The sequence below is a fragment of the Humibacillus xanthopallidus genome (genome assembly GCF_006717145.1).
GTDB lineage: Bacteria > Actinomycetota > Actinomycetes > Actinomycetales > Dermatophilaceae > Humibacillus > Humibacillus xanthopallidus.
This window is the reverse complement of record NZ_VFQF01000002.1, coordinates 907,563-921,437: the sequence shown is the minus strand read 5'-3', so window position 1 is coordinate 921,437 and position 13,875 is coordinate 907,563. Positions and strand designations below refer to the sequence as shown.

General features: G+C 64.3%; 7 protein-coding genes. 3 read left to right on the top strand and 4 right to left on the bottom strand.

The genetic code is table 11. The features are described from left to right. Positions 1–365: 365 nt before the first annotated feature. Positions 366–5,126, top strand: a complete 4,761-nt coding sequence (locus FHX52_RS14930; protein WP_141823122.1) for a PKD domain-containing protein — start codon at positions 366–368, stop codon at positions 5,124–5,126. 274 nt (positions 5,127–5,400) lie between these two features. Here FHX52_RS14930 and FHX52_RS14925 read toward each other — a convergent pair whose 3' ends face one another. Next, positions 5,401–6,963 carry an IS1634 family transposase gene (locus FHX52_RS14925; RefSeq protein WP_141820155.1) on the bottom strand — a complete coding sequence of 521 codons (1,563 nt, stop codon included), beginning with the start codon at positions 6,961–6,963 and terminating at the stop codon, positions 5,401–5,403. A gap of 258 nt (positions 6,964–7,221) precedes the next feature. Here FHX52_RS14925 and FHX52_RS14920 point away from each other — a divergent pair, with 258 nt between their 5' ends. Together FHX52_RS14920 and FHX52_RS14915 are read left to right on the top strand one after the other, a co-directional pair. After that, the gene (locus tag FHX52_RS14920) at positions 7,222–8,232 is read left to right on the top strand and encodes a hypothetical protein (RefSeq protein WP_141823121.1); all 1,011 of its coding nucleotides are present in this window, start codon (positions 7,222–7,224) and stop codon (positions 8,230–8,232) included. A gap of 453 nt (positions 8,233–8,685) precedes the next feature. Next, complete coding sequence (locus FHX52_RS14915; RefSeq protein WP_141823120.1) at positions 8,686–8,952, top strand: hypothetical protein; 267 nt, start codon at positions 8,686–8,688, stop codon at positions 8,950–8,952. Between the two features lie 752 nt (positions 8,953–9,704). Here the strand turns inward: FHX52_RS14915 and FHX52_RS14910 are convergent. The 3 genes from FHX52_RS14910 to FHX52_RS14900 form a co-directional block, all read right to left on the bottom strand. Continuing rightward, positions 9,705–10,793 (bottom strand): NAD(P)/FAD-dependent oxidoreductase, encoded by a 1,089-nt coding sequence (locus FHX52_RS14910; protein ID WP_185747305.1) that lies wholly within the window; start codon positions 10,791–10,793, stop codon positions 9,705–9,707. Between the two features lie 474 nt (positions 10,794–11,267). After that, on the bottom strand, positions 11,268–11,747 hold the full coding sequence (locus FHX52_RS14905) for a pyridoxamine 5'-phosphate oxidase family protein (protein ID WP_185747304.1): 480 nt from the start codon (positions 11,745–11,747) through the stop codon (positions 11,268–11,270). 582 nt (positions 11,748–12,329) lie between these two features. Continuing rightward, positions 12,330–13,130, bottom strand: a complete 801-nt coding sequence (locus FHX52_RS14900; RefSeq protein WP_141823117.1) for a response regulator transcription factor — start codon at positions 13,128–13,130, stop codon at positions 12,330–12,332. Positions 13,131–13,875 lie beyond the last annotated feature (745 nt).

Below are 13,875 nucleotides of genomic sequence, written 5' to 3'. Positions count from 1 at the left end.
CCGCCTCCCCCCAGTCCCGAATAGGGTGAGAAGCCGCGACCGAGCCGGTCAGAGTCATCATGATCGTCGTCCTAAAGCAGCAGAGGGAGTGTCTGGAGGAAGACCTGGCGCTTCACATTCGGCCTCGACGACGTCGAAGCGTTCAAGGGTCCGCCGCGGTTGCCGCCTCGACCGCCAAACTCATCCTCAACTCAGGCGCCGGCCGTGCGATCGCGATTTCCGGCGGACGCGCACGTCTCGTGGTCCGTACCAACCGCACGTCGGCGACCGGCAAACCATCGGGACGGCCCCAACAGTGATGGCACCGATCTCAACCTGCCCTGCCTGCAGCCTGCCGAAGGGTTCCGAAGGACCCAAGAACATGGGTGGGAGTTCTCAGCAAACGGATGTGCCCGGGAGAGATGGTTCGTGTGAAAGACCCAAGGGGATGTAGATCAATGTTTGCAGTCGACTATTGGCGGGACCGGCATTTCCGGTCGGCATTCGTGTCAATCATGGCTGGGCTCTCGATTGTGATTTCGTCGGGCTTCTACATTGCGGCATCGGCAACGAGAGCGGCCGCAACAGACTACCGATTTCGCCTTATCCCGACCGGGGACGATCCAATGCTGGGTCAGGCGAATGCGCGCTGGGAGAAGGACCTAATAGGCCCCGGGACGCCGAGCGAACAGAAGTGGAAGGACGATCAAGGCGCGACCCACGACCGAACAATGGGGGCATGCGGCTGCCTACTGGCGGCCATGTCGAACGTCTTGCGCTATGCCCTTGGCGCTGGTACCCCATTCAGTGCGCGGCCATTCTTCTTGACCGACGACAACGTACTGTTCTCTCCGGCCTACGTGGACCAGTTCCTCAAACGGGCGCAGCGGCCTGGGGGGCCGGACTGGGGGTACAAAAAGCAGGATGGCGGCTGCGGGACACAGCCTGTTCCGTGGGCACTGAAGTACATCGCATTTCCAAGCAGCATTTCGGATGGTTATACTACAGTTGATGGTCCTACGGGGGTTGTATTCAACGTTCACAAGACGCCGAGTCTTGGTGCCGATACTCGCCTCCTAGAAATCATTCGCAGGGAGATCGATCAAAACCGCCTAGTCATCGTTGCGACGCGCAAGAGCGCTTTGTCGGCCCATGCATATGTCGTGGCTGGATATGAGGAAGATGGCGAACTTCTCACGGTCAATATGGGGACGGGGGGTTGGCCGGCAGTGGAGAATGATTACCAACGCTTCATCAACCAGGTTCAGGATGTTTGGACCTACCGAAACGTCAGTTCTGGGCCCGCGTCGAGCTTCAGCGACCGTTTCTTTGGATTGCTTGACGACCCCGGCCGGCTGGCCATCGTCGGCGTCGGGCCCACCGGGCTTCGCACCGGCGTCGACCCGGCCACCGGACGCAGCTACGACGAAGATCCCGAGTCAATCTACTGGGACGTGCCACCAGACACTGGTGTGGTGGAGGCGGAACCACCGTCACCAGACGCAGTCGGAACGTTCTACCCGTTGGGCGCCGATGGCACATACCGATTTGCCGTCACAAACGAAGGAGCAATAAGGACCGCGTTCAAGGCGATAAGGACCGACGGAACCGGCACCGCGCAGGTGGTGGATGGCGGAGAGTACTCTCTGGCCAGCGGAGAGACAGCCAAATATGAGATGGCGGTGCAGGGCGGCCTCGTCAGGACCTCCCAAGTCGCCGAGTTCAGCCCACAACCGCAGTTCGAAGTTCCTATGGGTCTGGACGATCGCACCGACGCTTCCTTCGACGCCGCGAAGTCCTTCGACGTGGATGGGACGGTGATGTCCCACCACTGGGACTTCGGCGATGGCACCTCAGCAGATGGGCCGCGGGTTACACACCGGTATCGAGCACGGGGTCAATATGGTGTGACCCTCAGCGTCGTTGACAACGAAGGTGTCGAACGTTCGATCACACACAGCGTTCAGGTCCGGCCTTGGGACACCGCGGCACCGACGAGCCACGCCACGCTCTCGCCCGATCCCGCAGACGGCTGGGCGACACGGCCAATTGCCGTGCACCTCAGCGCATCTGACGAGCCCGATGGTGCCGCCTCGGGCGTCAAGTCCCTTACGTGGTCGAGTGCCGGAGCCGTCACCAACGACGAAACGACCGTGCCGGGCAGCTCGACCGACCTGACGGTCACGGCGGAGGGGACAACGCGAGTTACCTTCCACGCAACCGACTCAGAAGGCAATGATGGGCCCGACCAAGATGTGGCCGCTCGAATCGACTTGAGCCCACCTGACCTAGCCGTGACCGCACCGCCGGATGGCGGAACGCAACCGGCCCTGCCCTTTATCGGGGGGAGAGGGCACGACGGGGTTTCGGGCGTCGGGAGCGTCGATATTCGCCTTCAGCGCGCGGCCGACGGACGCTATTGGAGCGGCTCCGACTGGCTGCCGGACCCAACGTGGTTGCCCGCAGAGGGGAGGGCCGACTGGTGGATCGGCGACAAGTTGCCGCGTGGCGACTCGCTTCGCAATGGGCAGTACCAGGTCATGGCGCGGGCACGGGATTTGGCAGGCAACAGCGGGCCTCCGGTGGCCTCATCGTTCACCATCCTCTCGCACCCTGCTATGACCAGGACCATCCACCAACTCGCTGGTGGATCCGCCCCTCTGGCGGAAACTACAGATGAGATGCCTCAAGGAGCCTTCTCCCCAGACAGCGTTGTGGGCTCTGGCAAGTTCTTGGTGACCCTCGAACGACCGATCAAGTGGGGCGCTGCGTTGGGCCAGCTCGGTCTTCCTGCGGGTCAGAAAGGAGCCCGCGCGTATGCCGTGAACGGTTCGGGTGTGATTGTGGGCCTGTCGTACTCGACGGGGACCCCGGGCGAAACGGCCACCACCTGGAGGGATGGAGTCCCGACCCCTCTACCGCCGCTAAACCTCACGGGCGACCGTTGGTCCGCCGCGTTGGATGTCAATGCAAGCGGCACTGCCGTCGGCTGGTCGTCAAACGGCTTCGGCATAGCGCAGCGAACTGCCGCCCAGTGGGTCAACAACCAAGTGAGCCCAATCCCTGACTTGGGCGGTCCGTCCTCGGTTGCCCGGGCAGTGAACACCAACGGCACCATTGTCGGGGATGCCACCCGACCGGGGGACTTCGCTTCCGGACCGTTTCAGGCCTTCACGTGGACCCCAGGGGCGGCGGCCACTCAACTTCCGGGGCTGGGAGGCGACCAGTCCCACGCCTTCGACGTTAACGATTCGGGCGTGGTGGTCGGTGCCGCGAACCTGGTGCCAGGAGGTCCCCTGCATGCTGTCCGTTGGGCAGCGGGAGTGGTACAGGACCTCGGTCCCGGAGTCGCCGAATCAGTGAACAACGACGGCCACATCGCCGGATACCGAAACACGGGGTCCACATGGACCCCGGCCCTCTGGCAGAACGGCACAGAGACCGACGTCACAGATCTGATCGGTGCGGGTACAACCTGGAACCTTGACCGCAATCCCTACGCGCCGTTTGTCACCATGCTCTCAGGAGACGACCAGCCGTACGCGCGGATCACTATCCTCGATGATGACACCCTCATCGGCGCAGGTACCGTGCAAGGAGCCACCCGTGGCTTCGAGATCCCGCCCCTCGGCTCGAGCGGTGGAACCGGCAGCGACGCCACCCCGCCAAGCAGCAGCGCTGAAATCAGGCCAGTTGCAAACGCCGCCGGTTGGAATCGTCAGAGCGTCTCTCTTCATCTCGTTGCCACCGACGAGATTGGAGGCAGCGGCCTCAAAGGAATCCTCACATCTGGAGTTCCGAGCGGAATGCTGCCTGGCCGTGAAGGCATCATCGACGTGGCCACCGAGGGAGACACCACCATCCCATTCGCCGCCGAGGACAATGCAGGGAACCTTGAAGACCCCGGCCATTCGATCACCGTCCGCATCGACACGCAGGCTCCAACCCTAGCCGCCCAAGGGGAGTTCGCCGGGAAGTGGCAAAGGGGCCCAGTTGCCGTGCCCCTTATAGCCCACGACACCCTTTCCGGGATAGATCACCTTGGCGTTGCGATGACAGGGGCCGATTCCCGGCCCAGGGCTACGTACCTCACCTCAACCCAAACCATCGTGGTTGATAAGGAGGGAACGACCACACTCAGTTACTCAGCCACTGACCGAGCGGGCAACACGAGTGACGACGAGGTCATCGTCCGCGTCGACAACACCGCCCCAACCGTCGACCTACCACCGGAACAGGGGTCCTTGGGTGAACGCCTCCAGTTCACCGCCAGTGACAAGGGCAGCGGTCTGAAGTCGCTGACTGCAACGCTAACCGATCCCAACGGCAAGGTTGACGCTCAACCTTTTGGATCGCCATTGGGCGTCATCGGGGTCTATCACCTCAATATCACCGCTACCGACCTTGCCGACAACACAACAAATCGCGAAGAATCCATCTCTGTGGGCGGAACTTATCCAGTCGTACTCCCAGTTGCGGGCGACTCGATGCCCATTGCGGACGCTGGAGGGCCCTACTACGAAGCGGCGGTCGGGGAGTCGATCGTGCTTGACGGGTCGGGTTCACGCGATCCAGACGGAGACCCACTGACCTACGCTTGGAGCTTCGGAGACGGTGGTACCGGAACAGAGGCCCAACCCTCTCACCGCTATCTGGGCCCCGGCACCTACGTTGTCAACCTCGTCGTGAACGACGGTTACGAGGACTCTCAGAGCGTCTATGGGGCCCGCGGATCCTTTGCCGTCGTCCAGGTCGCCCCTAACCGTCCACCCGATTGCTCGGCTGCGGCTGTCAAGCCATCCACTCTTTGGCCGCCCGACCATCGGCTTGTTCCTCTACGCCTTGACGGCTTGTCCGATCCCGACGGCAACCCACTCACCATGTCCGTAACCACTGTCACCCAGGATGAGCCCGCGGACGCGCTCGGCGACGGTCATACCAGACCAGACGCTGTTATCCGGTCACACGGCTCGGTATGGGTTCGCGCAGAGCGGGACGGCTCGCAGGATGGGCGCGTCTACACGATCACGTGGCAGATCAGCGATGGCAGAAGCTCCTGTAGCGTCTCCGCATCCATCGGGGTACCCAAAGCCGCAGGTCGACTGGCGATCGACTCCGGTCAGCGCTTCAGCGCTACTGGTTCGTGATCACGTGGTGTGGTGAGTTCCGCCTGCCGAGGACCCACCATCCCGGCCAGTTACTTCGGTCGCGAGGGACCTGGAAAATGTGGAGTGCGGTCGACCACTGGGCGCATGCCCTGGCGCCGTATAGATGTGACGGCCTTCGGTCAGGAAGGCCCATAGGGGGCGAGTTCTTGCTCGCGGCTACTTGACACGGCGGCCGGGATCTTAGCCTGCTCTCACTGGGGTCACAATCTCTTGGCGGTCAGGAGGCCGAACGACCGACCCGAGTCGTGCCGCTTTAGTGTGTCGGCCAGTTCGTGCCGGTAGCGATGATGATGTCGCGGCCAGTGTCGGTGAGGGGGTCGGCTGCGGTGTGCTCGTGCCCGGCGATGGTCAGGGTCATCAGTTGCAGCGGCCGGAGCGTGCGCACGAGCTTCTTGATGCTCATCCCGGTCGCGTCCTGCAGGTAGCGGGCGACGGCAAGAGCCGCGAAGACGATGGTCAGGTGGGCCTCGATCGACTCGCGGGTGTGGTGGAAGATCGGCCGAGCCCGCAGGTCGCTCTTGCTCATCCGGAACGAGGCCTCGACCTGCCACAGGTCGTGGTAGCTCGCGATCACCTCACCGGCGGGCATCACGTCCGCGGGGATGTTCGTCACGTAGCCCTTGAGGCCGGCTAGGCGCCGCGCTCGGGCGAGGGACGCTTCGTCCAGTGACTGGGTGCCGTGCTTCGTGGTGACGAACCGCGGTGTGCGGGCGGCTTTCTCCCCGGCCACGACGGCACGGGCGCGGTTCTCCTGCAGGGTCAGGGTCTTCCCGTCGCGGGCGGCCCTCTTGCGGGAGTAGGCCCACACGGCCCGCCAGGACCGGTCGTGCACGGCCGGGTCCCAGGTCGGCTCCGTCTTCTTGTTGACGTCGTTGACGCCCCGGGCGGCGGTGGTGGCGACGCGTGGGGTGATGGTGTCGATGACTTGCCCGTCGGTGAACGCGTCCCCGTGCCACCGGAAGTGCGACGCCAGGTCCGCCGGCGCCTTCGTCACCCGGGAGCCGACGATGAACCGCAGCCCCGCCGAGTCCAGATCTCTCAGGTTCGACGCGGACAGCATCCCGGCGTCGGCGACGACGACCATGTCCGACAGGGAGTGGCGCTGCTGGAACTGACGGATGATCGGGATCATCGTGGTCGTCTCTGCGGTGTTGCCTTCCCAGCAGCCGATCTCCAACGGGAAGCCGCCCCGGTCGACGAGGAGGCCGACGACGATCTGCGGGTCGACGCGGCGTTCCTTGGAGTAGCCGACCTTGCGCAGCTCGTCCTCGTTCTCTGCCTCGAAGTACAACGTCGTGACGTCGTACAGGCACAGCGACACATCCCCGCTCGCGGTGGCGTGGGTGAAGCACGCGCCCGCGAGCACGTCGCGGTAGCCGCGCTCCTGGGCACGGGCCAGCGACCGGAACATGGTGCGCAACGACGCGTGGGCGACCCCGACCTCCTCAAGCACGCGCAGCGAGTCGGCCTTGGACGTCGGCTCGATGATCCGGGCGAGCACCAGCTGCTGGAACGCCACATCGTCGATGGCATCGAACCCGAGCCGCGTGTACGCGCCCGCCAGGACCTGCCACAGCACCGCGCTGGACTTGGAGGTGATCACCGCGTGCCCGGCCGGGACCGCGCCTGCGCTCAGGTCCAGCTCGCCCTGTCCCGGGTACACCTTGCGGCGGGCGGCCGCGACGAGGGCGGCGAGCTCGGCCTCGGTGTGCGCCGAGCCGAGGTGCTCGAGTACCCGGTCTCGTCCGTCCAGACGCTCAGCGATCTGCACCGCCGTCGCCCCGGAAGCCGTTCGGACCTTCCGCACGAACACCACGAGCGCGACCCTACCGGCCCGCTTAGTGTGTCAACGCGACTCAGCGCACCGCCTTGACCAGCACAAACGCTCGGCCAATCGCCGAGATCGCCAAAAGTGGCACGAGTCAGGTGGGGTCACAATCTCTTGGCGGTCAGGAGGCCGAACGACCGACCACCAAGCAATCTCGGGACGCGCAAGCCGTTCCGAGGGCATGCGCCCTCGACGCGCCGATCCAAGTCCAAGAATCAGGACCGCACTCGGACCATACTTGGCCCTGTGGGCGATGAACCGTCTGCTGGAAGGAAGGCTGCAGAGGATGGCAGCTTCGCGACGCTGTCGCAATTCGTCGCGAAGATCTTGGAGCAACTCAGCCTAAGCGCTTGGCTGCCTGCTGCTGTCTTTGCCGCTACCTTCACGGTGGAGTATCAGTTTCGCTACCCGGAGGTGCACGAGCTCGGCGATGCCCTATCGCGCATTACGAGGGACGTGGGCACCTTTCTTCTTCTCGTCATCCCGGTCATGGTGTTGACCACGATGATTACGCAAGCCTTTTCCTACGGCTCAATTCGCGTGCTGGAAGGGTACTGGATACGACCCAGTCCACTTCGTCTAGTTCGAAGTATGCAGGTCAAGCGTCAAGCCGAACGATTCGAGAAGCTTCAGGTCCGGCGCAAGGAAGCTGCGATTCAGGCCTTCGCTTGGGCGCGCCCAATCCTCCTGCATAAGAATGTACCAATGGAGGTCATCAACAATCTAGAGCTTGAGGCTGCCACAGGCAGGAGGAGGCCCTTGGAAGAAGGGCCAACGAAGGACACATATGGACAAATTCGGTGGTGGACTTACTGTCGACCGTGGGAAGTTGTCAAAGTTGAGCAGCTCGATATTCAGCTTGCTGACTACACTGCTTCATCAGCTAGAAAGCTTCCGACGCGACTCGGCAATGTCCAGAGGCGTTATGAAGACGCATTGCAAAACCCAGGCAGCGATCTACGAACTTTTGTCATGCGAAACAAGCAGCTGGTATCGGCGTCAGTTCAACTGCAACACGATCAGTTTCGTGCGCGACTGGACATGTACTGCACTCTCGTTTTCGTCTCGATTGCATGCGTTGGAACTACGCTCGCTTTGTTGACGACAAAGGTGTCAGGGTGGACCCTTGTCATAGTCTGTGCGGCGTTCGCAATATTTGGCTGGATCGCTTACCTTTCGGCGATCGCTAGCGCTCATGGTTACGGGGCCACTCTTCAGGTCATGGACGACGCAGCAAGCCAGCCGAATGCGTCCTAGTTGCCAGTTGGCGGCGAAGGCTCGAGGAGGACATAAGCCACTTGATCGTCGTCGCAGAACGGCGCCCTGGACGAAGTAGCTTTCGCCTTACACATCGGGCATTGCCAGACAGGTCCCTCTGGCCCCTTGCCCTCGCCGGCGACTCTGTCGTCCCCCATGGACTCGATGATCCTCGCGTGCCCCTTGTGGGTCAACAGGCACAGCAGATTGCACGTATGGTCTCCATCCGGGTGGGGTGACCTTGCCGCACGGATTTGTGATGAACGTTCGTGCTTGAAGCCTTGCAGGTCGCAAACCAAGTTGCCCTGGACACTAAGTGTGGCCGCAGAGCGACCGCCCGCAGATCTGCTGCCAGGGGCCTATGCGGCGAAGCGACGCAGCGTCCGGGATGGCCGGAGAGGCGGCTGCGGCCGGCTCTTGATCCAGCCCACGGGCCGGGCACATCATGACCGCATGGCAGGTCCCGTTGAGCGCGCTATTCGTTCGTCGGTCGAGGAAGGTGTTGAGTTGCAGACCCCGGCAGGCCAAGCGCGGTTCACCCTGGAGAGACTCGACTCGCGCGGACTGACTCTGTTGTTCGGCGCCAAACGCACGCCCACGTTCTTCTCCTGGGCTTGCCTGGAGGGAATCCCCGGTTTCCTCCCGGGCGGAACGTGGGTGCCGGTAGGCGCCAACCGCGACGTGCGCGAGGCAATCCGGGGACGCTGGATTCGTACCTGAAGCGGCACGTTGCTCGTCAGACAGCAAACTACATAGCCGCCCTGCTTGCTCGTGCTGGCGTTGTGGACTTGGACAACCAGCGGCCCATGCGAGTGCGCACGTCCTCTACCTGGGACTCCCCACTGTGAGCCATCAGGCGGCGGAGTGGCGCGGACTCTCGCAGGCCGACGGAGACCAATGGACGGCGCGCTGACAAGGGGGCTCAGCTGGAAGATCCCAGGTGCACCGCTGACTCGTTGATGTGCTCGGTCAACCAGTCGCGAAGCGCGATGGCTTCAGCAGTCGTCAAGATGACCGAACCTGTCCGACCTGCTTGGGTGTCGGTTGCCGCGAACATGAAAGTCTCTGGTCGTACGTGGCCAGGCTCCGTCTCCCACTCCCGAGAGTGGGCCACATGGAGTTGCCGCCACTCCTTGTACTCATTCGTCCTTGAAGTTGCAATCCGTCATGGCGTCTCCTGACTGACTTCTTACGTGGAAACGGAGCGGTCCCAGGTGCGAGACGTACGAACCCGAACAGTCCGGTATTCTGCGTCCCGGCCGATGCGCCGCGGCCGCACGGTTTGCAGTGGCCGTGACGAGATCCTGCCCCACGCTCCGCCGGACAAGTTCGGATTAGCACATCCCCGGCTGCGCCCGATCTGGTGACGAGCTGATGATCCGACTGGGTCCGGCGAGTCTCGCAGCGACTGGGCCACGGAGGGAGATGGAGCAGCCGTCAAGTGGTCGTCTCGCGGTGAAATGACGCGTCTGTCAGCTGAGGAGAACCGAGAGGTCGCCGGAGGTCTTGACCGTGAACGTCCACCGCTCCAGGGTGACCCTGTCGCGCGCGGCTTGGTAGGTCTCGGCCATGGCCGCCGTACCGGGGCCGTGGACCGCGATGGCGGCGGCGAGAGCGTCGGCTTGGCGGGCTGCGGTGTCCATCCCGAAGCCGCTCCACGGGTCCTGGTGCGCGCCGGCGTCTCCGACCAGGGCCCACCCGAGCCCGGCGCCCTGCCGAATGTAGTCGGGGGTGGCAGGAGCGCGAACGAGTCGTCCCACGACCCGAGCCCTCTCGGCTCGCGGCCCGAAGGCCGGATGGTGTCGAAGTCGCTGGCGCAGCCACCGCTCGCCGTCGTCCCCCGGGGATGGGGCCCGGCCGGCTGCTACCGACGCCGCGACGCACGCCGTCCCACCGTCGCTGGGGAAGACGTACGCGATCTCATTGCCGCGGACGGAGAACTCCGCCTCAGGCTCGCCCGCGGGAAAGTCCCACCCGCTGACATAGAGGTATCCCATGAACCGCGCGCCGTCGCTGTACTGCTCGACGGGCGAACCTACGATCCGGGCGACGGTGGAGCGGCGACCGTCGGCTCCGACGACAAGCGGTGCGCGGTGCTCGGCCCCTGTCACGTCCCGTACGCCGACAACGGCATCCCCCTGCCAGATGAGGTCGACGACCCGACGACGTCCGTGCCATGTGACGCCCGGCATCCCGGCGACGCATCGGGCCAGGAGCGGGTCGAGCGCGGCTCGCCGAACCGAGAGACAGTATCCAGCGTCCCCGGGCTCCTGGGCGGCCTCACGCGGGGCCCGGGCGGCGCCATCGGCGTAGAACCGCTGCGCCCGTAGCGGCGGTGCACCGGTTGCGAGCACCGCGTCCAGAAGGCCTAGCTCGGCCAGGCTTCGCACCAACCCGTCACCTCGGAAGAAGTGCGTCGAGATCGTGCCCGAGGTGATCTCGACCGAGTCCAAGACCAGAATGTTCAGGCCCTGGCCGGCGAGCCGTGCCGCAGTGAGCGCGCCGGCCACCCGGCCACCGACCACCACCACGTCCCAGTCGGGGGCCGCGTCATCGTGCACAGGCACAGTGAAGCACGACCGGCTACCCGACACGCATGGGTTGCCGCCTGCACGTCCCCACCCGGCCGTCCGCACTCGCGCCGGCTGCGGTGAAGTGACGCACAGCTTCCTCGGCGTTCACGGGCCCTCCAGACAGCCCCGCTCTGAGGTCGGGCGGGCGATGTGATGGCCCTCGGTTGAACCGTGCACCGGCGCAGTGGGTCGTGATCTACGGGCCGACCCTGAGAGGTTGGCGCCCGATAGGAGGGGTGGGTCAGGTTGCTGACCAAGCGATGGGCAATCGCAGTACTCGTTGCAGTCGCTGTCGTGCTTGTCGTTGTCGTGATCGTCTACGGCGGTAGCGGAGACGGCAGCGGCGGGGTCAGCGGCTACTAATCCGCTGTCCTGGCTCGCTGGAGGGCGGCTTGACCCAGGTCCGCCGTTCAGAGAAGACTGACGGCACCCGGCGTGTCACCGGGACCGCTCACGAATGAATCACCCTTCCTGCCAGGCGTGTTCGGCGAAGCTGAACAGCCGCTGGGGGGTGATCCTCAGCCAGTAGGCGGCCCAGGCAATGGTGCCGCCGCGGTTTCGTAGCTCGGTGATGTGCCGGAGGTCCTCCGGCACGGTTGTCAGCACTTCGGCTGGGCCTTCGATGAGCACGGCGGCGTGTGTGTCGTGTTCACCCTCGAGGATGGACAGCGCCAGCCAGGGGTGGGCCCGGACGTGGGCGATCCGGGCGGCGTCTTTGACCGTGGGGAGCCAGAACGCCTCCGCGTACGCGGAGAACAGAGTCGGGGCTGCGTGGGCCCGGCCGTCCGGCCGAGTTGAGGACGCCAGCGCGTAGGTGCGGCGCAGCAGGTACGAGGCAAGTTGCTGGCCGGTCATCCGCCGCTGCGGCGGATAGGCCTTGCGCACCGCCGGTCCGGCCCGGTCGAAAGACGCATCCTGCAGCTGGCCCAGCCAGTCGGCCACGACCAGATGGTCGATGGACGGCGCCTCAGGCGGTTCTCGGCGACTACTTGACATTGAGTGCGGTCCCCTCTCTAGCGCAATTCGGTGTCTCGGTATCGCCCCATGGGATCGCCACAGAAGCACGGCGTCGGTATGCAGCGCCCAGCAGCGCCGCGTGAATCGCCGTGGCAGCCTGACGCTCGGGCACCAGGAACACCGGACGACGGACCGTGGGACTCATCGGCCTTCCTCATCGATTGGGCGAGGCATGGCCTCGATGGCTACTTTGGCCGAGACAAACAGTATTGGCAGGTCCTGAGCGATGCTTCTCGATTCCAGACTGAGGCGCCTCGGCCGGCACGGCTAGCGGCGTGGCCCGTCTGGCGGCGGAGTGACGCAAGGCTTCGTTAGAGGCCGCGGGCCAACCGGACGTCGTGCGGGGCAGGAACGCCGCCGTATCAGGTGACGGGTCGAAGCGGTTCCGAACGCGCGGCGACGGGCAGTCGCGGCCCTTCGGTATTGCGGTGCATCACCGGGTATGGCGAATGTCAAACATGATCGCCTGATGGGTCAGTTGGATTTTCTGCCCCCCCATCCTAACGCTCACCGTAAGAGCCCCAACTCCTTGGCGCGGGCCACGGCTCCAAGCCGGTCATGACAGCCCAGCTTGTTATAGCAATTCTCGAGGTGTTTTCGAACGGTCTTCTCGGAAATGCTCAACGATCGCGCGCACGCCCCGGCCGTGAGTCCCTTCGAGACCAAGGCGAGAACTTGGAGTTCTCGCTCGCTTAGGTGGAGTTCAAGCGCAGCCTCGCCCCGCTGGTCGCCCGTTCGAGCCCGAACCGCGGTCTCAGCAGTCACAGAGGGGTTGATCTGCGAGATCAAGGGATCAAGTGCTACCAAGAGCGGCTGCATGCCCGCGAGAACACGCAGTTCCTCGTCGGTGAAGTCGCTGTCCTCCCGAGTAAGGGTATAGATGCGTCCTCCGCTGGGTGAGGTTCTCCCCGCTAGCACGGTCATCTGAAATTGGCTGCCGGTCGGGTGCAGTATTTCGGAGTAGGCTCTCGTCTTCGCCAGGTTCGGCCCGGATACGACGTCACTCATCCGCCTGGGGGTGACATCGAGTGGGTTCTCCAGGTAACTCAACACCATGGGGTGGTCGCCCACCTCCAGTACCAACGGCCACAGGGCCGTCTGGTTGTCAAAAAGCTCGGCCGGGATGCCCTCGATGATGACCGCACCGCTGACCGCGTCCACGTAGTTCCAGGAGACGGTGTCACATCGGATAACAAGGGACAGCATCTTCAACGTCGCGTTGAGAACCGCTCTCCGATTGAGCATTTCTTCAAGGCTGTACGGATCTCTCGAATCGAACTGCGCTGAGTGAAGGCCCTGCGGATTCATGCGAACCTCGCAATCCTGGACTTTCGAGCTGGTGGGCCGGTCTCCGCGCCGGGCTCCACGCGGTCACTCAGCGGCACCTGAGTTCCAATACTGGAGACAACGCCCCGCGCAAGGAGGCTGACTATTGGCCGTTCAGCGCTCGGAGCCCAGGGTTGAAGCGATGACACCAAGGGCCGGCCGCAGATTCCCTCGCGCTGCCGCTGGCCCCGCGACCTTGTTTCAATCGTGAAGTGCATTAGCCAATCGCCCCCTCCTCATCACCGTGCCGGCCACTCCTAACCACAATATTGGTCACGCTCGCCCGCGGCTGTGGGTCCTGCAGGTCGACGGACGGCGAACTCTAGGCGCCCCGGATGCTGTCGGACCGCGCGGGAGGAGCTGACCCGGCTGCGGGTCCAGACCTTCAACCGGCTCCACCGGCTGCTGGCCGAGCTGGTCCGTGCTGATGTGCGGCACGTCGAAGAAAGGACCTGACCGCGTTACGGGCCAAAGCGATCCACGCCTCCGTGCGGCCTCCGGCATCGCCGGGCAAGACCCGCTGCCGGCTCGCCGCCGAGGAGCTGGGGGACCCGGTCGCGGTCGAGGCGAAGATGACGAAGCCAACACGGAGCTCAAGGTTCTGGTCAAGTGTCAAGGCGACAGGCTCGCGGTTGATGGAGCTGCGCGGTGTCGGACCGTCGTCGCGGCCCGGACGCTAGCCGATGTCGGTGACATCGCTAGGTTTGCCGACCGGAAACCGGCTGTC

Bases quoted from the DNA above. Each gene is read 5' to 3' on its own strand.
- FHX52_RS14900 (WP_141823117.1), bottom strand. From the start codon at position 13,130: ATGAATCCGCAGGGCCTTCACTCAGCGCAGTTCGATTCGAGAGATCCG.
- FHX52_RS14915 (WP_141823120.1), top strand. From the start codon at position 8,686: ATGGCAGGTCCCGTTGAGCGCGCTATTCGTTCGTCGGTCGAGGAAGGT.